At 60.3% G+C, this 23,903-nt stretch carries 23 protein-coding genes; 14 read left to right on the forward strand and 9 right to left on the reverse strand.

Annotated features, from left to right (window positions below; translation table 11 throughout):
* Nucleotides 1-146: 146 nt before the first annotated feature.
* From P3C29_RS03015 to P3C29_RS03040, 6 genes are all read right to left on the reverse strand, one after another.
* Nucleotides 147-818 (reverse strand): outer membrane beta-barrel protein, encoded by a 672-nt coding sequence (locus P3C29_RS03015; protein ID WP_201125650.1) that lies wholly within the window; start codon nucleotides 816-818, stop codon nucleotides 147-149.
* A 160-nt stretch (nucleotides 819-978) separates the two neighbouring features.
* A complete protein-coding gene (locus tag P3C29_RS03020) occupies nucleotides 979-1,296 on the reverse strand; it encodes a DUF2388 domain-containing protein (protein WP_010167882.1) in 318 nt (105 codons plus the stop codon).
* Between the two features lie 69 nt (nucleotides 1,297-1,365).
* The gene (locus P3C29_RS03025; protein WP_275963888.1) at nucleotides 1,366-1,812 is read right to left on the reverse strand and encodes an NfeD family protein; all 447 of its coding nucleotides are present in this window, start codon (nucleotides 1,810-1,812) and stop codon (nucleotides 1,366-1,368) included.
* Between the two features lie 10 nt (nucleotides 1,813-1,822).
* Complete coding sequence (locus P3C29_RS03030; RefSeq protein WP_003213925.1) at nucleotides 1,823-2,743, reverse strand: SPFH domain-containing protein; 921 nt, start codon at nucleotides 2,741-2,743, stop codon at nucleotides 1,823-1,825.
* Nucleotides 2,744-2,802: 59 nt separating this feature from the next.
* The gene (locus P3C29_RS03035) at nucleotides 2,803-4,506 is read right to left on the reverse strand and encodes a GspE/PulE family protein (protein ID WP_275963889.1); all 1,704 of its coding nucleotides are present in this window, start codon (nucleotides 4,504-4,506) and stop codon (nucleotides 2,803-2,805) included.
* Between the two features lie 84 nt (nucleotides 4,507-4,590).
* Nucleotides 4,591-4,929 carry a hypothetical protein gene (locus P3C29_RS03040; protein WP_201125648.1) on the reverse strand — a complete coding sequence of 113 codons (339 nt, stop codon included), beginning with the start codon at nucleotides 4,927-4,929 and terminating at the stop codon, nucleotides 4,591-4,593.
* Between the two features lie 115 nt (nucleotides 4,930-5,044).
* On the opposite strand from P3C29_RS03040, the gene P3C29_RS03045 reads away from it, so the two are divergent.
* Nucleotides 5,045-5,527: an Lrp/AsnC family transcriptional regulator gene (locus P3C29_RS03045; RefSeq protein ID WP_275963890.1), complete on the forward strand. Its 483-nt coding sequence runs from the start codon at nucleotides 5,045-5,047 to the stop codon at nucleotides 5,525-5,527.
* 35 nt (nucleotides 5,528-5,562) lie between these two features.
* Here P3C29_RS03045 and P3C29_RS03050 read toward each other — a convergent pair whose 3' ends face one another.
* Complete coding sequence (locus tag P3C29_RS03050; RefSeq protein WP_201125647.1) at nucleotides 5,563-6,930, reverse strand: CYTH domain-containing protein; 1,368 nt, start codon at nucleotides 6,928-6,930, stop codon at nucleotides 5,563-5,565.
* Between the two features lie 158 nt (nucleotides 6,931-7,088).
* Here P3C29_RS03050 and argE point away from each other — a divergent pair, with 158 nt between their 5' ends.
* The 10 genes from argE to P3C29_RS03100 all read left to right on the forward strand — a co-directional run bounded on the left by argE (nucleotide 7,089) and on the right by P3C29_RS03100 (nucleotide 17,540).
* On the forward strand, nucleotides 7,089-8,237 hold the full coding sequence (gene argE / locus P3C29_RS03055) for an acetylornithine deacetylase (protein WP_275963891.1): 1,149 nt from the start codon (nucleotides 7,089-7,091) through the stop codon (nucleotides 8,235-8,237).
* Between the two features lie 135 nt (nucleotides 8,238-8,372).
* A complete protein-coding gene (gene argA / locus P3C29_RS03060; protein ID WP_010167865.1) occupies nucleotides 8,373-9,671 on the forward strand; it encodes an amino-acid N-acetyltransferase in 1,299 nt (432 codons plus the stop codon).
* Nucleotides 9,672-10,265: 594 nt separating this feature from the next.
* Nucleotides 10,266-11,615, forward strand: coding sequence for an OprD family porin (locus P3C29_RS03065; protein ID WP_201125644.1), 1,350 nt, complete (start codon nucleotides 10,266-10,268; stop codon nucleotides 11,613-11,615).
* 279 nt (nucleotides 11,616-11,894) lie between these two features.
* Nucleotides 11,895-12,533 carry a peroxiredoxin gene (locus tag P3C29_RS03070; protein ID WP_010167863.1) on the forward strand — a complete coding sequence of 213 codons (639 nt, stop codon included), beginning with the start codon at nucleotides 11,895-11,897 and terminating at the stop codon, nucleotides 12,531-12,533.
* A 317-nt stretch (nucleotides 12,534-12,850) separates the two neighbouring features.
* The gene (gene ssuE, locus P3C29_RS03075; RefSeq protein ID WP_003213909.1) at nucleotides 12,851-13,444 is read left to right on the forward strand and encodes an NADPH-dependent FMN reductase; all 594 of its coding nucleotides are present in this window, start codon (nucleotides 12,851-12,853) and stop codon (nucleotides 13,442-13,444) included.
* Between the two features lie 107 nt (nucleotides 13,445-13,551).
* The gene (locus P3C29_RS03080) at nucleotides 13,552-14,520 is read left to right on the forward strand and encodes a sulfonate ABC transporter substrate-binding protein (RefSeq protein WP_010167860.1); all 969 of its coding nucleotides are present in this window, start codon (nucleotides 13,552-13,554) and stop codon (nucleotides 14,518-14,520) included.
* 25 nt (nucleotides 14,521-14,545) lie between these two features.
* Nucleotides 14,546-15,694, forward strand: a complete 1,149-nt coding sequence (gene ssuD, locus P3C29_RS03085) for an FMNH2-dependent alkanesulfonate monooxygenase (RefSeq protein ID WP_010167857.1) — start codon at nucleotides 14,546-14,548, stop codon at nucleotides 15,692-15,694.
* Between the two features lie 9 nt (nucleotides 15,695-15,703).
* A complete protein-coding gene (gene ssuC / locus P3C29_RS03090) occupies nucleotides 15,704-16,492 on the forward strand; it encodes an aliphatic sulfonate ABC transporter permease SsuC (RefSeq protein ID WP_275963892.1) in 789 nt (262 codons plus the stop codon).
* Nucleotides 16,489-17,295: an aliphatic sulfonates ABC transporter ATP-binding protein gene (gene ssuB / locus P3C29_RS03095; RefSeq protein WP_010167853.1), complete on the forward strand. Its 807-nt coding sequence runs from the start codon at nucleotides 16,489-16,491 to the stop codon at nucleotides 17,293-17,295. Before ssuC ends, ssuB begins: the two co-directional genes overlap by 4 nt.
* Nucleotides 17,296-17,324: 29 nt before the next feature.
* Entirely contained in the window at nucleotides 17,325-17,540 is a 216-nt protein-coding gene (locus P3C29_RS03100; RefSeq protein ID WP_003213899.1) for a TOBE domain-containing protein, read from the forward strand.
* A gap of 117 nt (nucleotides 17,541-17,657) precedes the next feature.
* Here P3C29_RS03100 and P3C29_RS03105 read toward each other — a convergent pair whose 3' ends face one another.
* Complete coding sequence (locus P3C29_RS03105) at nucleotides 17,658-18,296, reverse strand: TetR/AcrR family transcriptional regulator (protein WP_275963893.1); 639 nt, start codon at nucleotides 18,294-18,296, stop codon at nucleotides 17,658-17,660.
* Nucleotides 18,297-18,544: 248 nt separating this feature from the next.
* The gene (locus P3C29_RS03110) at nucleotides 18,545-19,921 is read right to left on the reverse strand and encodes a glutamine synthetase family protein (RefSeq protein WP_003213894.1); all 1,377 of its coding nucleotides are present in this window, start codon (nucleotides 19,919-19,921) and stop codon (nucleotides 18,545-18,547) included.
* Between the two features lie 278 nt (nucleotides 19,922-20,199).
* On the opposite strand from P3C29_RS03110, the gene P3C29_RS03115 reads away from it, so the two are divergent.
* The 3 genes from P3C29_RS03115 to P3C29_RS03125 are packed head-to-tail and all read left to right on the forward strand — an operon-like array spanning nucleotide 20,200 to nucleotide 23,800.
* Nucleotides 20,200-20,979 (forward strand): gamma-glutamyl-gamma-aminobutyrate hydrolase family protein, encoded by a 780-nt coding sequence (locus P3C29_RS03115; protein WP_275963894.1) that lies wholly within the window; start codon nucleotides 20,200-20,202, stop codon nucleotides 20,977-20,979.
* 39 nt (nucleotides 20,980-21,018) lie between these two features.
* Nucleotides 21,019-22,377, forward strand: a complete 1,359-nt coding sequence (locus P3C29_RS03120; protein WP_010167850.1) for a glutamine synthetase family protein — start codon at nucleotides 21,019-21,021, stop codon at nucleotides 22,375-22,377.
* A gap of 58 nt (nucleotides 22,378-22,435) precedes the next feature.
* Entirely contained in the window at nucleotides 22,436-23,800 is a 1,365-nt protein-coding gene (locus P3C29_RS03125; protein ID WP_010167849.1) for an aspartate aminotransferase family protein, read from the forward strand.
* Nucleotides 23,801-23,903: the final 103 nt, after the last annotated feature.

Below are 23,903 nucleotides of genomic sequence, written 5' to 3' on the forward strand. Positions count from 1 at the left end.
CCGTTTCAGGTAGACGATGAGAAAAAAGCATATCAATGCCGGGCATGGTTGCACGGTTCGACTGAATATAGCCTGTCGTCTGTGAATGAATCGTCACCCTCTGGTCAAAAAATGCCGCCTTGGCGGCGGCATCCCTGGGGCTTGGCCTAGAAGGCTACGCGGGCCTCCAGAAACACATTCTGCTCCTTGAGCTTGCCCTTCAGCTGCTCGTCGCGGGCGTTGATACGGTTGGCGAAGGTGTTGTAGCCGGTTTCAATCCTGCCCATGTCCACGTAGCGCCAGCCGGTGCCCAGGGTCAGGGTTTCGCTGACCTTGGCGTCCAGCCCCAGGCCTACGCTGTAGGCGAAATTGTGCTGGCGGTTGCTGGCGAAGCGCCGGGTCTTGTTGGTCTGGTAACCCTCGGCGTCAATCTGGGCCAAACCCACTCCCGCTATGCCGTAGAACGACAGCCACTCGTTGATCGGGATGTTTTTATAACCATTGAGCATCAAGCGCTGGCTGTCGGCCTGCAGGCTGTTGACGTTGGCATTGAATGGCGCCCATTGGGATTTGAAGTTCGACTGGCTGGGGGTGGTGTATTCCCCTTCCAGGCGCCAGCCATCGGCAAAGGCATAACCCAAGGCGAATGATCCGGTGAAGGTTTTGCTGCTATCAGGGGCCGACACCCGATCGGTGACGCGGGGGCTGGTCAGCAGGGCGCTGGAGAGATTCTGGCGAGCACTGTTGAGCTTTGCCGACCCGTACCAGCCTTCTGCCTGGGCATGGGGGGTGGCAATCGCGGCGAGCAGAAGCGCGCAGGAGAGTTTTTGCATGGTCATCGATTCACTTGGGCTAAAGGGAATCGACAGCTTGTTGCGTGGCGTGCGGGCAGCTCGACAGGACTTTTCCTGTTCGAATGGGGAATCGCCAGCATTGACCGTAGGAAAATTGGGCAAAAAAATGCCGCTCCCAAAGAGCGGCATTTTTCAGGTGGCGGTGTTACTCGGAAGCAATGGCGTTTTTCGCCAGAATCGCGTTGGCCAGGTCCATGTCCGTGGCTTTCAGGCCAGGGTTATCGGCGCGGACCTTCTGCATCGCAGCTTCCAGGTATGGGCCACGGATGCTGCCGTCGCTGGCGACGAAGCTACCGGCGTCGTCTTGAGCGGCGACCACCATTTTGTGGTCCTTGAAGGTCAGGTACGTCGAGCCGGTGGTGGCACCCGATGAGATGACATTACGCCAGAAGCTGTCGGCCATGGCTGAACCGACAGGAAGGGAAAGCACAGCGAGGGTAGCGACAGCATATTTTAGACGCATGATGGGTGACTCCGACTGGGTTATCTGTACAGTTTGATTGTAGATAGCCCAGCCGAGTTCCATGGCTGACTAAACAGTTTCAACCTTTAGAATCACGCCGTCCTGACCGATGACACGCACGTGTGCTCCCACGGGCGCGTCCGGGCCGGCTGCGATCCATACACCATCGCCGATCTTGATCTTGCCACGGCCCTCGATAATTGCCTGACGCACCACAAAGGTGCGCCCCATCAACTCCGAACCACGCATGTTCAGCCCCGGCTGGTCGCTGACCTTGGCGCTGCTGCGCTGGCGTCGCCACCAGTACACCGCCGTGAGGATCGAGAGCACGGCGAACAGCAGCAGTTGCCACTCAAGGCCCAGGCTGGGGATCAGGAACTTGATCACGCCCACGGCGGCGGCGGCGATGCCCATCCACAACAGATAACCACCGGCACCGAACACTTCAAGGATCAACAGCACGGTGCCCAGTGCCAGCCAGTCCCAAAACGACAGGTGCTGCAGGAATTCCCACATGGCGCGTGCCTCAGGCTTTCTTGTTGTCGAAGGTTGCCTTGACGATCTCGCCGATGCCGCCGACGGCACCAATCACCTGGCTGGCTTCCAGCGGCATCAAAATCACCTTGCTGTTGTTGGCCGAGGCCAGCTTGCCCAGTGCGTCGATGTATTTCTGGGCGACAAAGTAGTTGATCGCCTGCACGTTGCCGGTGGCGATTGCTTCCGAGACCACCTGGGTGGCGCGGGCTTCGGCCTCGGCCTGACGTTCGCGGGCTTCGGACTCAAGGAACGCGGCCTGACGACCGCCTTCAGCTTCAAGAATCTGCGCCTGCTTCTTGCCTTCGGCGGTCAGGATCGCGGAGGCTCGCAGGCCTTCGGCTTCGAGAATCTGCGCACGCTTGATCCGCTCGGCCTTCATCTGGCCGGACATCGCGGCCATCAGGTCGGCTGGCGGGCTGATGTCCTTGATCTCGATCCGGGTGATCTTGATGCCCCACGGTGCGGTGGCTTCGTCGACGGTGCGCAGCAGTTTCTCGTTGATGCCGTCACGCTGGCTGAGCATCGCATCCAGCTCCATGGAGCCGAGCACGGTACGGATGTTGGTTTGCAGCAGGTTGCGGATGGCGTGTTCGAGGTTGTTCACCTCGTAGGCGGCCTGGGCCGTATTGACCACCTGGAAGAAGCACACGGCGTCGATCTGCACCGTGGCGTTGTCGGCGGTGATGACTTCCTGGGGCGGAATATCCAGCACGCTTTCCATCACGTTGATCTTGCGACCGATGCGGTCCATGACCGGGATGATGATATTCAGGCCCGGCTTGAGGGTGTTGGTGTAGCGGCCGAAGCGCTCGACCGTCCACTGGTAGCCCTGTGGGACGACCTTGAAACCCATGAAGAGGATGGCGACGGCCAAGCCTACAAATAGCAGCAGTACGGTTCCGATCTGCATAACGATTCCTTGTCTGGTGTTGGCGGTAACGCGAGGTTTGACCGATTGTAACGGGGTTGTCAGGGATAAGGACGGTTTACCGGCCCATCAATCAAAGGATTTGTTTCTGAATCCCCAGGCGTCACTCGCAGTACCTCTTCCAGCGTCGTCAGCCCTGCCATGACCTTGCGTGTACCGGCAGACCGCAAGCTGCACATTCCCTCGCCAAGGGCCGCGTGGCGCAGGGCCTGGATGTCGGCGCCCGGGGTGATCAGGGCCTTGAGGCGGTCGTTCAGCAGCATGACCTCGTAGATCCCGGCCCGCCCTCGATAACCACTTTCCCGACATTCCCCGCAACCGACGGCCTGATAGACCTGCCCGGCGGGCCGCTTGCAGTGCGGGCATAACACACGCACCAGACGCTGGGCCATCACCCCCAGCAGCGTGGCGTTGATCAGGTAATGGGGAATGCCCAGTTCCAGCAAGCGGCTGATGGCGCCGGGTGCGTCGTTGGTGTGCAGCGTCGACAGCACCAGGTGCCCGGTGAGCGCGGCCTGGATCGCCATTTCTGCGGTTTCCAGGTCGCGAATCTCGCCGATCATGATGATGTCCGGGTCCTGGCGCATCAGGGCGCGGATGCCGCTGGCGAAGGTCAGGTCGATGTTGTGCTGGACCTGCATCTGGTTGAAAGCCGGCACGACCATTTCGATCGGGTCTTCGACGGTGCACAGGTTGACCTCACGGGTCGCCAGTTGCTTGAGCGTGGTGTAGAGGGTGCTGGTCTTGCCCGACCCGGTGGGGCCGGTGACCAGGATGATGCCATTGGCCTGGCCGGTCATGGATTGCCAGCGTTGCAGGTCGTCGCTGGAGAGCCCCAGTTGCTGGAAATCCTTGTGCAGTACCTGCGGGTCGAAAATCCGCATCACCAGCTTTTCGCCGAAGGCCGTAGGCAGGGTCGACAGACGCAGTTCCACTTCGCCGCCCGCGGGGCTTTTGGTCTTTACCCGGCCGTCCTGGGGTTTGCGTTTTTCCGCCACGTTCATCCGGCCAAGGCTTTTCAGGCGGCTGACCACCGCCGTCGTCACCTGGGATGGAAATTGATAGACGTCGTGCAGCAGCCCGTCAATGCGAAACCGCACGCGGCCCTGGTCGCGCCCGGGTTCGATATGGATATCACTGGCCCGCTGGGCAAAGGCGTACTGCAGCAGCCAGTCGACGATATTGACGATGTGCGCGTCATTGGCGTCGGGCTCCTGGTCGCTGGCGCCGAGGGTAAGCAGTTGCTCGATGTTGGGGGTGCCGGATGTCTTTTGATCAACCGCGCCGCTCACCGATTTAGCCAGCCGGTAAAACTCCACGGTGCAGCGCTGAATATCCTGGGGGTTGGCGACCACCCGCCGGATGGAACGCTTCAATACCTGCGCCAGGCCGGCTTCCCAACTGTTTACATACGGCTGGGCGCTGGCGACCGTGACGCTGTGGGTATCCACCGCCACGGCGAGGATCCTGTGCCGCTGTGCAAAGGCGTAGGACATCAGCGGCACTACCGCTGCAACGTCGATTTTCAACGGGTCGATACGCAGGTAGGGCTGGCCGCAGTGGCGGGCGAGCCATTCGGTCAGGGTTTCCAGGGACGGGCCCTGGCTGGCAATGCATTCAAGGGGATGCAGCCCACTGTTCGCCGGTACGGTCAGGTCGGCGGGCACCAGGCCCTGGTCGATCAGGGCAGGCAACAGCTGATGGATTTCCAGCCAGCGATCCTGGGCATTTGGCGCAACGGACATGGTGACGTTCCTGGCTAACGGTTAGGCGTAGTCCTCAGGCTAGTCACCCTTTTCGCGTCGGCCTCCAGGGTTTATTGCAGGCTTTTACTGACCCGCCGCCTGTGCCGCCAGAGGCCGCGCGGCATCAGCCGGATGCAGCTCCAGTGAGCACACGCTGATCAGGTTACGAAGTTTTTCACCGATCACCTGGGCGCGGTGCCAGCTCAGGCCATCCATCACGATCTCGATCGCCAGCAGGTCGTCTTCGCGCTGCACGTTCACGTGGCGAGGCACCAGGAACTGCAGGGCAAAATAGTTGAGCACCCGGCACAACACATCAGGCTCTGCCTCGGCGAGGATTTGATAGTGCGCCTGGCAGTGGGCACTGCTGACGGCCCAGGCATCGACGCGTGGGGCGGGGCTGGCGGCTTCGACGACGTGCATGATGATTCTCCGGATTCGACTGCAGAAATTTTTGCATTCGGCGCGGGAGATTTCTTATCTAAAAAAGCCGATATTGGCTTATAAGAGAATCATGTAATTCCTGAAGTGATGATTAATGGGTATTTCTAAGCACAGTGAGTTGGACGTGTACGACCGGCGCATTCTGGCGCTGTTGCAGGAAGACGCTTCGCTTTCCAGCGCACAGATCGCCGAACAGGTCGGCCTGTCGCAGTCGCCGTGCTGGCGGCGGATTCAGCGGCTGAAAGAGGAGGGGGTGATTCGCGGCCAGGTCACCCTGCTGGATCGCAAGAAAATCGGCCTGAACACGCAGATTTTTGCCGAGGTGAAACTCAACGCCCACGGCCGTTCCAACTTCACCGAATTCACCGAGGCGATTCGCGGCTTTCCAGAAGTGCTGGAATGTTATGTGCTGATGGGGGCGGTGGATTTTCTACTGCGGATCGTCACGTCGGACATCGAGGCGTATGAGCGGTTTTTCTTCGAAAAACTGTCGATGGTGCCGGGGATCCAGGAGGTCAACTCGATAGTGGCCTTGTCGGAGATCAAGTCCACCACGAGTTTGCCGGTGTTGCGCTAAGCGCGAGGGAGCAAGCTCCCTCGCCACCAAGGGGGTTACAGGCGCAGCAGGGTTTTCCAGGCGCGATTCTGATAAACCGCGATCGCCTGATGCATCCGCGCATCCAGCGACTCATCGGTAATCGGCTGGTTGGCCAGGTGGGCCAGCTTGTTCAGCTCGCCATACAAACGGTCCAGCTCGGCGATCTCCAGCACCTGGCGTGCATGGTGCAGCCAGGCCAGGATGCGTTCGATGCGCGGCAGTTGCTCAGCCAGGTCTTCCGGCTGTTGCTGGTAACGCGGCAGTTGCAGGGCAACGGCGTCGTCAGCCAGCAGGCGCGGCAGCCAGTTGGCGAGTTGTGCTGCGCCCTGGCGGTTGCCACGCACGTTGCGATCGGCCGCCCAGGTGCGGGCGAGCAGCCAGCGGGAGGTGGTCAGGGAGAACAGGCCCCAGCGCACGTCTTCCAGTTCTTCGGCGAACTGTTCCGGCGCGGCTTTGCGGATGTCTTCATCGTCGTCACCGGCCTGGACCAGCGGACGCCAGTCTTCCAGCAAGGCGTCCAGTGCGGCCCGCAGTTCGCTGGTGGACTGGCGTGGCGCGGCCTGGCCGAGGCTGCCGAGCAGGGCACGCAATTCGCCGAGGTTTTCCACCCAGTCTTGCAGCAGACGCCAGTGGCCATTGAAACGGTATTGCTCGGCCAGACGCTGGCTGCTGCCCAACAGGTGCCACATGACGGCGGCGAACGCGTCGTCCAGCGGCATCTCGGCGTGCAGTACCGGTGCCGGCAGGCTCAGGGAATAGCTGTTGGCGTCGAACAGGCGATAGCCACGCTCGGCCTTGCTGATATCGCACGGCATCAGTGCCAGGGTTGCGGCCAGCTCTGCGGCCAGTTCCAGCAGGGCGGCCGGGTCGCCTTCGCGCAGCTCCAGTTCCAGCTCGCAGATTTCTTCTTTCTGCTTGCCGGCGACCACGTGACCGAGGTCCAGGGCGGCTTCGATCACGACTTTGGCCTTGCCACGGCCCCAGGCGATTTCGGCGCGCTCGCGCACGAAATCGGTGGTGAAGATCGGCTTGAGGGTCTTTTTGTCCAGCTCGGCCAGTTGCTCGGGCCAGCATTCGCCGTCGAGTTTCTTCACGTCGAGCTTGGCTTTGGCCAGGTCCCAGTTGTACTCATTGCGTTCCGACAGACCGGCGACGCTCTGGCCACGGGTCTTGAGGGTCTGGATCACTTCGTCGCCGTCTTTGCGCAGGCGCAGGGCAACCTTGGCCTGGGCCAGGTCGCGCTCCGGGGTGTCGAAGTACTGGTTCATCAACTCACGGCGTTCCCAGCCACTTTTGTTGCGTTTTTTCAGTAACGGGTGCTCACGCAGCGCAGCGAGGGTTTCGCGGCTGACGCGTAGCTTGATTTCGGTTTCTTTCTGCATGGCCGGAAAATCCAGGATCGGGAGCGCAGCCGGGGAAATGTGTGGCTGCCAAGGTCGTGCAGTGTACAGGACTGAGCCCGGCAACGTGCCGCAACGGTTTATTGTGCAACGCAGATAGCTCTATGATGGGGTTCGTCCGGGAAGTTGAGAGACAGCGCATGCCTTTACCGTCCATGAAAGAACAGTTCGCCGCGCTGATTGCCGCGCCTTCGGTCAGTTGTACCCAGGCCTCTCTCGACCAATCCAACCGCCTGGTCATCGATTTGCTCGCCACCTGGCTGGGGGATCTGGGTTTTGCCTGCGACATCCAGCAGGTCAGCCCCGGCAAATTCAATCTGTTGGCGAGCTTCGGCACCGGCCCTGGCGGCCTGGTGTTGGCGGGGCACAGTGATACCGTGCCGTACGACGGCGCGCTGTGGCAGACCGATCCGCTGAAGCTGACGGAAGTCGACGGCCGCTGGGTAGGACTGGGCAGTTGCGACATGAAGGGCTTTTTCGCCCTGGTGATCGAGGCGGTGCAGCCGCTGCTGGACCAATCCTTCAAGCAACCGCTGCTGATCCTCGCCACGTGCGACGAAGAGAGCTCCATGGCCGGCGCCCGTGCGCTGGCCGAGGCGGGTCGTCCTTTAGGTCGCGCGGCGGTGATCGGTGAGCCCACCGGCCTCAAGCCTATCCGCCTGCATAAAGGCGTGATGATGGAGCGCATCGATATCCTCGGGCGCAGCGGCCATTCGTCGGATCCAAGCCTGGGCCACAGCGCCCTCGAAGCCATGCACGATGCCATCGGCGAACTGCGCGGCCTGCGCCTGGCCTGGCAGCGCGAATACCGCAACCCGCAATTCAGCGTGCCGCAACCCACCCTGAACTTCGGCTGCATCCACGGGGGTGACAACCCCAACCGCATCTGCGGCCAATGCTCCCTGGAGTTCGACCTGCGGCCCTTGCCCGGCATGGATCCCCAGGTATTGCGCGCCGCCATTCGGCAAAAGCTCGAGCCCCTGGCCGAGCGCCATCAGGTGAAGATCGACTACGCGCCACTGTTCCCGGAAGTGCCACCCTTCGAGCAGCCTGAGGATGCCGAGTTGGTGCGGGTTGCTGAACGACTTACCGGTCATCGCGCCGAAGCAGTAGCGTTCGGCACCGAAGCGCCTTATCTTCAGCGCCTTGGTTGCGAGACCCTGGTGCTCGGCCCTGGCGATATCGCCTGTGCCCACCAGCCCGGCGAGTACCTTGAAATGTCACGCTTGACGCCTACAGTGCGTCTATTGCGGGAACTGATTCAACATTACTGCCTGACACCTGCATAAATTAACCCCTGCCCATCCGTACATAGAAGGAGAGCGAGCGTGTCGCCAAGCCTGTTCCGACGATAACCAACAGCCCGCTGTGCGTTTCCATGATTCATCCTTTTTTGGCTGCTTTTTATTACAGGCCCAGGTTCTATGCCCGAATACGTCAATTGGCTTCGTCACGCTTCGCCTTACATCAATGCCCACCGCGACTGCACCTTTGTGGTCATGCTGCCGGGCGATGGTGTGGAACATCCGAACTTCGGCAACATCGTCCATGACCTGGTGCTGCTCCACAGCCTGGGCGTGCGGCTGGTGCTGGTCCACGGCTCACGCCCGCAAATCGAAACCCGCCTCGCTGCCCGCGGCCTGACCCCGGCTTACCACGAAGGCTTGCGCATCACCGATGCCGCGACCCTGGAGTGTGTAATTGATGCGGTCGGCCATCTGCGCATCGCCATCGAAGCGCGGTTGTCGATGGACATGGCCTCGTCGCCGATGCAGGGCTCGCGCCTGCGGGTGGCCAGCGGCAACCTGGTGACGGCGCGCCCGATCGGCGTGCTTGAGGGTGTCGACTATCACCACACCGGCGAAGTGCGCCGGGTCGACCGCAAGGGCATCAACCGCCTGCTGGACGAGCGCTCCATCGTGCTGCTGTCGCCGCTGGGTTACTCGCCCACTGGTGAAATCTTCAACCTCGCCTGCGAAGACGTCGCCACCCGCGCCGCCATCGACCTGGGCGCGGACAAGCTGCTGCTGTTCGGCGCCGACCTTGGCCTGATCGACGAACACGGTCGCCTGGTGCGTGAGCTGCGGCCACAACAGGTGCCCGCGCATCTGCAGCGCCTGGGCAGCAACTACCAGGCCGAACTGCTGGACGCGGCCGCCGAGGCGTGCCGTGGCGGAGTAGGGCGCAGCCATATTGTCAGTTATGCCGAAGACGGCGCCTTGTTGACCGAGCTGTTCACCCGGGACGGCGGCGGTACGCTGGTGGCCCAGGAACAGTTCGAGCTGGTGCGCGAAGCGGCGATTGAAGACGTCGGCGGTTTGCTGGATCTGATCAGTCCGCTGGAAGAACAGGGGATTCTGGTGCGTCGTTCCCGGGAAGTGCTGGAGCGGGAAATCGAGCAGTTCAGCGTGGTGGAACGTGAAGGCATGATCATCGCCTGTGCGGCGCTGTACCAGATTGCCGACTCGGACGCGGGCGAGCTGGCGTGCCTGGCGGTGAACCCGGAATACCGTCATGGCGGTCGTGGCGATGAACTGCTGGAGCGCATAGAGACCCGTGCCCGGGCCCAGGGTTTGAAGACGTTGTTCGTCCTCACCACGCGTACCGCCCACTGGTTCCGCGAGCGTGGTTTTGTGCCGAGTACGGTGGATCGCCTGCCCTCGGCGCGGGCGTCGCTGTACAACTATCAGCGGAATTCGAAGATTTTCGAAAAGGCGTTGTAAGCCTGAAGGGGCGAGGGGGCAATCCTCTCGCCTGTCAATTTGGCGAGTCCTGCATCCGGGGTGGGTGCATCGGCCCTGAATACAGGGTTTGCCGATTTATCCACAAAACTGACATCAAACTGACATTATCGCCGGGTACGGTGAGGTGGATTGTTGGGACGGCAAAAAAGTTTCATCGATACAGAAACTGTAACAAATTGACGGAATGATGTGCGTTTGGCCATGATGGCGTCGCATTTTTGATCGTGGGTGACGTATTGACCTTTGGGTCAGCGCGAAACGATCTAAAAAGGCGAAGAGACATGCGCTTCAGGAACACCCTTATGGAGCGGTTCCGCCTTGATGGCCCGACCGTCCCATGGAAAGCGTTATTCCTGAATCGTATGAAAAAGGATGAAACAATTCTTTTTGGGTGTATGAAAAACTCATTACCCTGCAGGGACCAAATTAACTGCGGTTAGACGAAAGTAGTAGACACACAAGGTTACGATTGACTTGTCGGTCACTATCCGGTGCTAATCGCGCATCTGTGGATCAAGGGCGTCAGACCCGAGACCTAAGAAATACAAAAATTAGAAATGAGAGGAGCGGTACATGAAGAAGTCAACATTGGCGTTGGCCGTAGCTTTGGGGGCAATCGCTCAACAAGCAGGCGCCGCAGGTTTCATCGAAGACAGCAAGGCAACACTGGGTCTGCGTAACTTTTACATCAACACTGACAACCGTGATGGCCAGCCATCCTCGGCGTCCAACACCCGTAACAAGAACGCTGAGTGGGGCCAAGGCTTCGATCTGCGTTTCATCTCGGGCTTCACCCAGGGTACTGTCCAGTTCGGCGTTGACGCCATTGGCCTGTACGGGGTACGTCTGGACTCCAGTCGCGCAGAGCACGGTAACTACAACGGTACTGCTTCCGGCGGCACCGTATTCCCAAGCGATGGCAATGAAGCCGTCAATGACTTCGCCAGCCTGGGCGTGACCGGTAAGGTCAAGATCTCCCAGACCGTGCTGAAAATCGGCACCTTGCAGCCGAACAACCCGGTCATCAAGTACAACGATGGTCGTCTGCTGCCACAAACCTTCCAGGGCGGCGAAATCGTTTCGAACGATATCAAGGACCTGACCCTGACTGCTGGTCAGATCGAGCACGCCAAGGGCCGTAACTCCAGCAACAACGAAGGCCTGTCCCTCGCCGGTGCCAACAGCTCCTACGCGAATGGCTTCGTAAATAAGTTCTACTACGCTGGTGCTGATTACAAAATCACCAAGGACCTGACTGCTTCGTACTATTACGGCGAGCTGAAGGACTTTTACGCTCAGAACTTCCTGGGTCTGGTCCACAACTGGGCTATCGGTCCTGGTGTCCTGAAAAGTGACCTGCGTTACTACCGCAGCCGCGACAACGGCGCTAACGGTGATACTTCCGCTTACTACACCAGCGGTTACTACGGCGGCACTACCGTTAAAGGCAAAGTTGACAACGACCTCTACAGCTACCTGGCTCTGTACTCGGTTAACGGTCACACCTTCGGTGGCGGCTACCAGTACACCAAGGGCGACAGTGACTTCCCTTGGCTGAACCAGGGTGACGGTTCGTCGAACAGCACCACTACCGACATGCAGATCCAGAAGTTCGCCCGTGCCGGCGAACGTACCTGGCAAGCTCGTTACGCTTACGATTTCGCCAAGGTCGGCGTGCCTGGCCTGACCGCCGGTATCGTTTACCTGCGCGGTAGCAACATCGACACCGTTGCCAGCAGAGTCGCAGTGTCCGGTCAAACCGAGTGGGAGCGCGATATCACTCTGGCCTACGTTGTCCCACAAGGCCCATTGAAAAACCTGGGTGTTGCCTGGAAAAACGCTATGTGGCGTACCGGCATTCCTGCAGTTCGCGACCAGGACGAAAACCGTCTGATCGTCAGCTACTCGATCCCGCTGTTGTAACAGTCAGAGCGTAAAACCTTGCCCGGCGCAATGCCGGGCAGGGTGCTTTACTGTTCAAGTCGGGCTCAACCCCCGCAAGCCCTTCCTGAATCCCCTCTTTGTACAGCGTCTCAAGGCCTTCTCGAACCTTGAAGAGATGGTGCGCTTCGCCCGTTCGACTTTCCAATGAATAGATTTTTAATATTCCTTTATCGTCTAGATAAATCGATATTTATTCTTTTTAAATAATCCGCAACGCAGGCACAGTGGGTTCCATAAGCACTCATCAGGAGCCACACCATGAGCCTCAGACTGGGCGACATCGCCCCCGACTTTGAACAGGATTCCAGCGCCGGCAAGATTCGCTTCCACGAGTGGCTGGGCGATAGCTGGGGTGTACTGTTTTCCCACCCGGCGGACTTCACCCCGGTGTGCACCACCGAGTTGGGCTTCACCGCCAAGCTCAAGGATGAATTCGCCAAGCGTGGCGTCAAGGCCATTGCCCTGTCGGTAGACCCGGTGGACTCGCACCACAAGTGGATCGAAGACATCAACGAAACCCAGAACACCATCGTTAACTTCCCGATCCTGGCCGACGCAGACCGCAAGGTCTCCGACCTGTATGACCTGATCCACCCGAACGCCAGTGACACCCTCACTGTGCGCTCGCTGTTCGTGATTGATCCGAACAAAAAGATTCGCCTGACCATTACCTATCCGGCCAGCACCGGCCGCAACTTCCACGAAATCCTGCGGGTGATCGACTCGCTGCAGCTGACCGACAGCCATAAAGTCGCCACCCCGGCCAACTGGCAGGACGGTGATGAAGTGGTGATCGTGCCGTCGCTCAAGGACGAGGAAGAGATCAAGAAGCGCTTTCCGAAGGGCTACCGGGCCGTTAAGCCGTATCTGCGGCTGACGCCTCAACCAAACCGCTAACACTGATACCGCCATCGCGGGCAAGCCCGGCTCCCACAGTTGATCGCATTCCCCTGTGGGAGCGGGCTTGCCCGCGATGGCGGCCTGACAGGCAACAAAGAGTTCATGCTGCAAACCGTCTCACAAAGCAGGGGTTTTAAGGCCGTTTCGACGGCCTTTTTTTATGCCTGGAGTTTAGTGAGCGGCATATGCATTTAAAGAATAAACAAATGAAAAAATAAGATTTATAGATATATAAATTGGCTGATATGGTCTGTTCCATCTTGGCGCCATCGCCACATAGCGAACCGCCGACACTTTCCAAAGGAATTTCCTACATGCTGGTTGTAACACTTGGTGGTAGCCCCAGCCAACGTTCCCGGTCCGGGGTCTTGCTGGATCACACCCGCAACTGGTTGCAGCAACAAGGCGTGGAAGTGGTGAGTTATCAGATACGGGACTTCCCGGCCGAAGACTTGCTGCACGCGCGGTTCGACAGCCCGAAGATCATCGACCTGCTGCAGCAAGTGGCGAACGCCGATGGCCTGGTGATCGCCACGCCGGTGTACAAGGCCTCGTTTTCCGGCGCCCTGAAAACCATCCTCGACCTGCTGCCTGAACGCGCCCTGGCCCACAAAATCGTATTGCCGATGGCCACCGGCGGCAGCATCGCCCACATGCTGGCGGTGGACTACGCGCTGAAGCCGGTGCTGTCGGCATTGAAAGCCCAGGAATTGCTCCACGGGATTTTTGCCGAAGACAGCCAGATCGCCTACGGCGAAGGCAGCGCCCAGGCGCAACTGGTGCCGGTGCTGGAACAACGTTTGAGCGAGGCCCTGGAGACGTTCTACAGCGCCATGGCCCGCCGCCCGAAACCCCTTGACCCCAATGTGTTGAATGAACGTTTGTTGAGTGCTCGCTGGAGCATTTAAGCCTTACCCAGCTTTACCTGGATTCAACAAGTACTACTCACCTTACTCAGCCGCCAACGGCCAAGCAGGTGCAGCCAACCCCCTAATCGTATTGTGGAGAGAGCGCCATGCGCACTGTCATCTTGCGTCGTGGTCTGGTCGCACTGTTTGCTGCGGCCGTGTCCTTCGGCGCCATTGTTCAAGCTCAAGCGGCCGAGACCCTGCGAATCGGCTATCAGAAGTACGGCACCCTGGTGCTGCTCAAGGCCAAGGGCTCGCTGGAGAAGCGCCTGGCCGAGCAGGGCGTCCAGGTGCAATGGACTGAGTTCCCTGGTGGCCCACAGCTGCTGGAAGGACTGAACGTCGGCTCCATCGACTTCGGCGTGACGGGCGAAACCCCGCCGGTGTTCGCCCAGGCCGCCGGTGCCGATCTGCTTTACGTCGCCTACGAGCCACCGGCGCCGACCAGTGAAGCGATCCTGGTGCCGAAAGATTCGCCGATCAAATCGGTGCAAGACCTCAAGGGCAAGAAAGTCGTCCTCAACAAAGGCTCCAACGTGCACTACCTGCTGGTGCGTGCCCTGGAAGATGCCGGCCTGAAATACACCGACGTGCAGACCGTCTTCCTGCCGCCCGCCGATGCCCGCGCCGCGTTCGAGCGTGGCAGTGTCGATGCCTGGGTGATCTGGGACCCGTATCAGGCGGCTGCCGAGAAACAGCTGCAAGCCCGCACCCTGCGTGACGGCACCGGCATCGCCGACAACCATCAGTTCTACCTGGCCACCAAGCCTTACGCCGAAAAACACCCTGAGGTGATCAAGGCGCTGGTGGAAGAAGTGCGCGCGGTGGGCGAGTGGTCCAAGGCCAACCCGGAGCAAGTCACCGAACAAGTTGCACCGCTGCTGGGCCTGCCGGCTGACATCACCCTGACCTCGGTGAAACGCCAGGGCTACGGCGCGCTGTTCCTGACCCCGGAAGTGGTTGCCGCGCAGCAGAAAATCGCCGACAGCTTCTACCAACTCAAATTGATCCCCAAACCCTTGAACATCAAGGACGTGATCTGGACGCCACCCGCCGCCGTTGCCAAAGCGCCGTAATCCGACTTCTTCAGGAGACAACTCCATGAGCCTCAATATTTTCTGGTTTCTGCCTACTCACGGCGACGGCCATTACCTTGGCACCGCCGAAGGCGCTCGCGCCGTAGACCACGGTTATCTGCAGCAAGTGGCCCAGGCGGCCGACCGCCTTGGCTTCGGCGGGGTGCTGATCCCTACCGGCCGCTCCTGCGAAGACTCGTGGCTGGTGGCGGCGTCGTTGATTCCGGTGACCCAACGCTTGAAATTCCTTGTCGCGCTGCGCCCCGGGATCATCTCCCCGACGGTGGCTGCGCGTCAGGCCGCGACCCTGGACCGGTTGTCCGGCGGCCGGGCGTTGTTCAACCTGGTGACCGGTGGAGACCCGGATGAATTGGCCGGCGACGGGTTGTTCCTGAGCCATGAAGAGCGTTACCAGGCGTCGGTGGAATTCACCCGCATCTGGCGTCGCGTGCTGGAAGGCGAAACCGTCGATTACGACGGCCAGCACATCAGTGTCAAAGGCGCCAAATTGCTCTACCCGCCGATCCAGCAACCGCGTCCGCCGCTGTATTTCGGTGGCTCCTCCGAAGCGGCCCAGGACCTGGCGGCCGAACAAGTGGAAATGGTGTTGACCTGGGGCGAGCCGCCGGCTGCGGTGGCGGAAAAGATCGCGCAGGTTCGCGCCAAGGCCGCCAAGCTCGGGCGTACCGTGCGCTTCGGCATTCGCCTGCATGTGATCGTGCGTGAAACCAACGCCGAAGCCTGGCAGGCCGCCGACAAACTGATCTCCCACGTGGACGATGAGACCATCGCCCGCGCCCAGGCCTCGCTGTCGCGCTTTGACTCCGTGGGCCAGCAACGCATGGCCGCCTTGCACGGCGGCAGCCGCGACAACCTGGAAGTCAGCCCCAACCTGTGGGCCGGCGTCGGTCTGGTGCGCGGCGGTGCCGGCACAGCCCTGGTGGGCGATGGCCCGACCGTGGCTGCACGGGTGAAGGAATACGCTGACCTGGGCATCGACACCTTTATCTTCTCCGGTTATCCACACCTGGAAGAGTCGTATCGCGTTGCGGAGTTGCTGTTCCCGCACCTGGACATCGAACGTCCCGAGTTGCCCAAAGGCGCCGGTTACGTCAGCCCGTTCGGCGAAATGGTCGCCAACGACATCCTTCCCAAAGCTGCGTCCCAGAGCTGAGGCGCCGCCATGAACCTTGAAAAATTAAGTCATCGATTGGCGCCCTGGGCGCTGCCGATCCTGTTGCTGGCGGTATGGCAGTTGTCGGTGTCGGCCGGTTGGTTGTCGACACGTATTCTGCCGGCACCCAGCGCGGTGATCGAAGCCGGTATCAGCCTGGTCCGCAGCGGCGAAATCTGGACGCACCTGGCTATCAGTGGCTGGCGTGCGGGCCTGGGCTTTTTGATTGGCGGCAGCATCGGCCTGGCCCTGGGCTTTATCACCGGCCTGTCGACCTGGGGTGAGCGCCTGCTGGACAGCTCGGTGCAGATGATCCGCAACGTGCCGCACTTGGCGCTGATCCCGTTGGTGATCCTGTGGTTCGGCATCGACGAGACGGCGAAGATATTTCTGGTCGCCCTCGGCACGTTGTTCCCGATTTACCTCAATACCTACCACGGCATCCGCAACGTCGACCCGGCGCTGGTGGAAATGGCCCGCAGTTATGGCCTGTCCGGTTTCAGCCTGTTTCGCCAAGTGATTTTGCCGGGCGCCTTGCCTTCGATTCTGGTGGGCGTGCGCTTCGCGCTGGGCTTTATGTGGCTGACGCTGATCGTTGCGGAAACCATCTCCGCCAGTTCCGGCATTGGCTACCTGGCGATGAACGCCCGGGAGTTCCTGCAAACCGACGTGGTGGTACTGGCCATCGTGCTGTACGCCGTACTCGGCAAGCTGGCAGACCTGGCGGCGCGTGGCCTGGAGCGCGTCTGGTTGCGCTGGCACCCGGCCTATCAAGTGAATAAAGGAGGTGCGGCATGACCGCTCAACAACCTCCACGCCTGCTGCGGGGCATTCCCCTGGCAGTGCGCAAGTTGCGCAAGGCCTTCGGCGCGCGGGAAGTGCTGAAGGAAATCGACCTGCACATCCCGGCCGGTCAATTCGTCGCGGTCGTGGGCCGTAGCGGCTGCGGCAAAAGTACCTTGCTGCGCCTGCTGGCGGGCCTGGACAAAGCCAGTGGCGGCGAATTGCTCGCCGGTTCTGCGCCGCTGAGCGATGCGATTGAAGACACGCGGTTGATGTTCCAGGAAGCGCGCCTGCTGCCGTGGAAAAAGATCATCGACAACGTGGGACTGGGCCTCAAGGGCAACTGGCGCCCGCAGGCGTTGGAAGCGCTGGAAGCGGTCGGCCTGGCCGAGCGCGCCAATGAGTGGCCGGCGGCGTTGTCCGGTGGCCAGAAGCAGCGCGTGGCCCTGGCCCGCGCCTTGATCCACCAACCACGTCTGTTGCTGCTGGACGAACCGCTGGGGGCCCTGGATGCCCTGACCCGGATCGAGATGCAGCAACTGATCGAGAACCTCTGGCAGAAGCACGGCTTCACCGTGCTGCTGGTGACCCACGACGTCAGCGAAGCCGTGGCCATTGCCGACCGGGTGATTTTGATCGAAGACGGCGAAATCGGCCTCGACCTGCACGTGGAGCTCCCACGTCCGCGGGTACGTGGCTCCCACCGCCTGGCGGCGCTGGAAACCGAAGTGCTTAACCGTGTGTTGTCGCTGCCCGGCACCCCGCCGGAACCCGAACCTGTTTCACCGCTGCCTACGCAATTGCGTTGGGCTCAATAACTCACTTGTCTTACACAGGAAGAACGACCATGACTATTAAAGCCATCAACGTACGTAACCAGTTCAAAGGCACCATCAAGGAAATCGTCGAAGGCGACGTGCTGTCGGAAATCGACGTACAGACCGCGTCCGGCATCGTCACTTCCGTGATCACCACGCGCTCGGTGAAAGAGCTGGAACTGGTGATTGGCAGCGAAGTGATTGCCTTCGTTAAGTCCACCGAGGTGTCGATCGCCAAGTTGTGATTGGCGTTCTTGAAACCGCCATCGCAGGCAAGCCAGCTCCCACATTTTGATCTGTGAACGCAGTCAAATGTGGGAGCTGGCTTGCCTGCGATAAGGCCTTTGTGGGCAACACATCAGTCAGGCAGTGACCACCCGCTTGGGCAGGAACGCCGGCAGATAAAGCCCCACATACGCATCAAACACCCGCATGCCTTCCTCGGCCATGCGCGGGGTGATTTGCCCGTGCTGGTGCACCGAGCGCGCATAGACCCGGTCGCTCAGCTCCAGGGCCAAGGCAAACACGTCGACATCGGCGGGCAGGCTCGGCACTTCGAAGTGCCGGTTGAACACTTCATACATCAGGTTTCCCAACTCCAGATCGTGCTGGCGGTCGGCCTGTGTCACTTCGGTCAGCCCGTGCTGGGCCAGGATCAATTGCCGTGCGGCGGCGTCGTTGCTGTAGATGCTGAGCATGCGCTGCTCCACCACGCAGGACAGGTCGCGCCAGTGCTTGAGTGAATCATGATCGATGGGCGCCTGAATGGCTGCGCGGAAGGCTGCATGGACGTCGGCGGTCAGCGCCTCCAGCAACGCCGGCACGCTGGCGAAGAAGTGGTACACCGACGAAGGCGGAATCTGCGCCCGTTCGGCCACGCTGTAGATCGACAGGCTCGCCACGCCTTCGGCGGCCAGCAAGGTGCGGGCGGCGTCGAGGATCGCGTCGATCCGGGCCTGGCTGCGGGCGCGGGGTTTGCGAGGGGCGGCGGGGCGATTCATTGAAGTCTCCTACAGGGCAGCGGGCATTGTACGCAGAGCCACTGGATGATCCATACCCTGTGGCGAGGGAGCTTGCTCCCGCTGGACTGCGCAGCAGGCCCAAGACCTGCCGGTTCCGCCTGAAAGAACCCGGTGTTCTTATTGGGGCCGCTTCGCAGCCCAGCGGGAGCAAGCTCCCTCGCCACCACAGGCATAAAAAAACGCCGCAAGCCAAAAGCCTGCGGCGCTCTTTTTAACCCGACAACCGCTTACACGGTATGCAGGTACCAGTTGTACTCAAGGTCGGAGATGGAGTGTTCGAACTCTTCCAGCTCACTTTCCTTACAGGCGACGAAGATATCGATGTATTTAGGATCGATGTACTTGGCCATCACCTCGCTGTCGTCCAACTCGCGCAGGGCATCGCGCAGGTTGTTCGGCAGGCTCTGTTCGTTCTGCTCGTAGCTGTTGCCTTCCACCGGTGCGCCCGGCTCGATCTTGTTGGTCAGGCCGTGATGCACGCCCGCCAATACCGAAGCCATCAGCAGGTAAGGGTTGGCGTCGGCGCCGGCCACACGGTGTTCGATACGTACGGCGTCGGACGAGCCGGTCGGTACGCGAATCGCCACGGTGCGGTTATCCAGGCCCCAGCACGGCGAGTTCGGCACGTAGAACTGTGCGCCGAAACGACGGTAGGAGTTGACGTTAGGGCACAGGAACGCCATTTGGGCGGGTAGGGTCTCCAGCACACCGCCGATCGCGTGACGCAATGCGGCGTTCTGCTCGGGATCCTCGCTGGCAAAGATGTTCTTGCCGTCCTTGTCCAGGATCGAAATGTGCACGTGTAAGCCGTTGCCTGCCTGGCCCGGGTAAGGCTTGGCCATGAAGGTGGTGTCCATCTCATGGTCGTAGGCGATGTTCTTGATCAGACGCTTGAGCAGTACCGCGTAGTCGCAGGCCTTGATGGGGTCGGCAACGTGGTGCAGGTTCACTTCGAACTGCGCCGGGGCACTTTCCTTGACGATGGCGTCGGCAGGGATGCCTTGCTCTTTTGCACCTTCCAGAATGTCCTGGAGGCAGTCGACGTATTCGTCGAGGTCGTCGATCAGGTAGACCTGTGTCGAGTGCGGGCGTTTGCCGGAGATCGGCGAGCGGGGCGGTTGTGGCCGGCCATTCACGTTCTCCTGGTCAATCAGGTAGAACTCCAGCTCGAATGCGGCGCAGATGGTCAGACCGAGGTCGTCAAATTTGCTTACAACTTGGCGGAGGACTTCGCGAGGATCGGCGAAGAAAGGTTCACCTTCGAGTTCGTGCATGGTCATCAGCAGTTGCGCGGTTGGGCGCTTTTGCCAGGGTTCATTGCACAGGGTGTCGGGGATTGGATAACAGATTCGGTCAGCATCACCGATGTCCAGACCCAGGCCGGTGCTTTCCACCGTTGAGCCGTTGATATCCAGGGCAAATAGAGAGGCAGGCAGGTTAATGCCCTTCTCGTAAACCTTGTGGAGGCTGGTGCGTTCGATGCGCTTGCCGCGCACCACACCATTCATATCCGCAATTAGAAGGTCTACGTACAGAACCTCAGGATGATCCTTAAGGAACGCGTTCGCTTCGTTAAGCTGAACGGCACGCGGGGGTACCGACATGATGCAACACCTTTGTTGTTAAAAATATCAATCATTGATCTCTTCGGGTTTCAGTCAACCCGAACGGCATGCCGAAGTCAAGCGAGGCCTTTTTTGCCCTAAAAAAGCGCCTTGAGGGCTTTTTTGGGGCTTTTTGGGGCGGTTTTTTGGGTTTGGTGCTCTTGGAACCAGCACGTTTGAGCGGGCCGTGTTGTATTTTTTACGGGGGTGTTGTGTAAAAAAATGAACAAGGCTAAGCTCGATTCAAACCCATAACAGCAATAATACCGGGGTGCTTCATGTCTCGCCTGCCGTTAATCGGCGTCACCGCCTGCTCCAAACAGGTCGGTCTGCATGCTTATCACATCAGTGGCGACAAATACGTCCGTGCAGTGGCCACCGCTGCCAAGGGCTTGCCATTGATCATTCCGTCCCTGGCGGACCTGCTCGACCCGGCCAATATTCTTGACGGCCTGGACGGCATTCTTTTTACCGGATCACCTTCCAATATCGAACCCGTTCACTACGACGGTCCGGCCAGCGCGCCCGGGACTGCTCATGATTCTGCACGGGACCAAACCACCCTGCCGCTGCTGCGTGCCGCCATCGCGGCAGGCGTTCCGGTGCTGGGGATTTGCCGTGGCTTCCAGGAAATGAACGTAGCGTTTGGCGGCAGCCTGCATCAGAAGGTTCACGAAGTGCCGGGCATGATGGATCACCGCGAAGACGATACCCAGCCGCTGGACATCCAGTATGGCCCGGCGCACCCGGTGACGATCTCCCCGAATGGGGTATTGGCAAGCCTGGGCTTGCCGCCGACGATCCAGGTCAACTCGATTCATTCCCAGGGCATCGATCGCCTGGCGCCGGGTTTTCAGGTCGAGGCCACCGCCCCGGATGGCTTGATCGAAGGCTTTTCGATCCCCGCGGGCAAGGCTTTTGCTTTAGGAGTGCAATGGCACCCCGAATGGCAGGTAAGCTCTAACCCGCACTACCTCGCAATCTTCCAGGCATTTGGCAATGCCTGTCGAAAGCGGGTGATGCAACGCGACGCGGATGCTGCGTCAACTTACGCCTGACCTTTAATGGATGTCAGGAAACACAGCCCAGAGGCATTTATGAGTAACAACCTCGACCAGCTCACCGATTGGTTGAAAGACCACAAGATCACAGAAGTCGAATGCATGATTGGCGACCTCACCGGCATCACCCGGGGCAAGATCTCGCCGACCAACAAGTTCATCGCCGAAAAAGGCATGCGCCTGCCCGAGAGCGTTCTGTTGCAGACCGTGACCGGCGACTATGTCGAAGACGACATCTATTACGAATTGCTCGACCCGGCCGACATCGACATGATCTGCCGCCCGGACGAGAACGCGGTGTACCTGGTGCCCTGGGCCATCGAGCCTACCGCCCAGGTGATCCACGACACCTACGACAAGCAAGGCAACCCGATCGAGCTGTCGCCGCGCAACGTACTCAAGAAAGTCCTCAAGCTCTACGCCGACAAAGGCTGGCAGCCCATCGTGGCGCCGGAGATGGAGTTCTACCTGACCAAGCGCTGCGAAGACCCGGACTTCCCGCTGCAACCGCCGATTGGCCGTTCCGGTCGCCCGGAAACCGGTCGCCAGTCCTTCTCTATAGAAGCGGCCAACGAATTCGACCCGTTGTTCGAAGACGTCTACGACTGGTGCGAGCTGCAGGAACTGGACCTCGACACGCTGATCCACGAAGACGGCACGGCGCAGATGGAGATCAACTTCCGTCACGGCGACGCACTGTCCCTGGCCGACCAGATCCTGGTGTTCAAGCGCACCATGCGCGAAGCGGCGCTCAAGCACAACGTGGCGGCCACCTTTATGGCCAAGCCCATGACCGGCGAGCCCGGCAGCGCGATGCACCTGCACCAGAGCATCATTGATATCGCCACCGGCAAGAACGTGTTCTCCAATGAAGACGGGACTAAAAGTGAGCTGTTCCTGCACCACATCGGTGGCCTGCAGAAATTCATACCCGAGCTGTTGCCGCTGTTCGCGCCTAACGTCAACTCGTTCCGCCGCTTCCTGCCCGACACCTCGGCGCCGGTCAACGTGGAATGGGGCGAAGAAAACCGCACCGTTGGCCTGCGGGTACCGGACGCCGGTCCACAAAACCGCCGGGTGGAAAACCGCCTGCCGGGCGCCGATGCCAACCCGTATCTGGCGATTGCCGCCAGCTTGCTGTGTGGCTACATCGGTATGGTCGAAGGCATCAGCCCAAGCGCGCCGGTGGTTGGCCGGGGTTACGAGCGCCGCAACCTGCGCCTGCCGTTGACCATCGAAGACGCCCTCGAACGCATGGAAAACAGCAAGACCATCGAGAAATACCTGGGTCACAAATTCATCACAGGCTACGTCGCGGTCAAGCGGGCCGAGCATGAAAACTTCAAGCGCGTGATCAGTTCGTGGGAGCGGGAATTCCTGCTCTTCGCCGTCTGATGCGCCGGGCGCGCCCTTTAAACGGCGCGTCCTCACCTGAAACATCTAGGAGATTGGTATGTCCAGCAACAACCCGCAAACCCGTGAATGGCAAGCCTTGAGCAGCGATCACCACCTGGCGCCGTTCAGCGACTTCAAGCAATTGAAAGAGAAAGGCCCACGGATCATCACCAAAGCCCACGGCGTTTACCTGTGGGACAGCGAAGGCAACAAGATTCTCGACGGCATGGCCGGCCTGTGGTGCGTGGCGATCGGTTACGGTCGTGATGAACTGGCTGATGCGGCCGCCAAGCAGATGAAAGAGTTGCCTTACTACAACCTGTTTTTCCAGACCGCCCACCCGCCGGTGCTGGAACTGGCCAAAGCCATCTCCGATATCGCCCCGCAAGGCATGAACCACGTGTTCTTCACCGGTTCCGGCTCCGAAGGCAACGACACCATGCTGCGTATGGTCCGCCACTACTGGGCGATCAAAGGCCAGCCGAACAAGAAAACCATCATCAGCCGCAAGAATGGCTACCACGGCTCCACCGTGGCCGGCGCCAGCCTGGGCGGCATGACCTATATGCATGAGCAGGGCGACTTGCCGATCCCGGGCATCGTCCACATCGCCCAGCCTTACTGGTTCGGCGAAGGCGGCGACATGAGCCCGGAAGAGTTCGGCGTGTGGGCCGCCAACCAGCTGGAAGAGAAGATTCTGGAGCTGGGCGTGGACAACGTCGGTGCCTTTATTGCCGAGCCGATCCAGGGTGCCGGTGGCGTGATCGTGCCGCCAGACAGCTACTGGCCGCGCATCAAGGAAATCCTCGCCAAGTACGACATCCTGTTCGTGGCCGACGAAGTGATCTGTGGCTTTGGCCGCACCGGTGAGTGGTTCGGTAGCGACTTCTTCGGCCTCAAGCCCGACATGATGACCATCGCCAAGGGCCTGACCTCGGGCTACATCCCGATGGGCGGCCTGATCGTGCGCGACGAAGTGGTCGCGGTGCTGAACGAAGGCGGTGATTTCAACCACGGCTTCACCTATTCCGGTCACCCGGTGGCGGCAGCGGTTGCCCTGGAAAACATCCGCATCATGCGCGATGAACAAATTGTTAAGCGCGTTCATGACGAAACGGCACCCTATTTGCAAAAGCGTCTGAGGGAACTGGCTGATCACCCGTTGGTGGGTGAGGTTCGCGGTGTGGGCATGCTCGGTGCGATTGAGCTGGTTCAGGACAAGGCAACGCGCAAGCGTTACGAAGGCAAGGGCGTTGGCATGATCTGCCGCACGTTCTGCTTCGAGAATGGCCTGATCATGCGCGCCGTGGGCGACACCATGATCATTTCGCCGCCGTTGGTGATCAGCAAGGCCGAGATAGACGAGTTGGTGACCAAGGCGCGGCACTGCCTGGACCTGACTTTGGCGGCATTGCAGGGCTAAATGCTAGGCTCAGAACGCAGCGCCTGCTGGGCGCTGCTTCCGGGATGTTAGAAAAGCGGGGCATTGGTTGAAAGCCGGCCCTTGAACTTGCCAGACTGTCGCC

This window comes from Pseudomonas sp. 1912-s, from assembly GCF_029269205.1.
Classification (GTDB): Bacteria; Pseudomonadota; Gammaproteobacteria; order Pseudomonadales; family Pseudomonadaceae; genus Aquipseudomonas.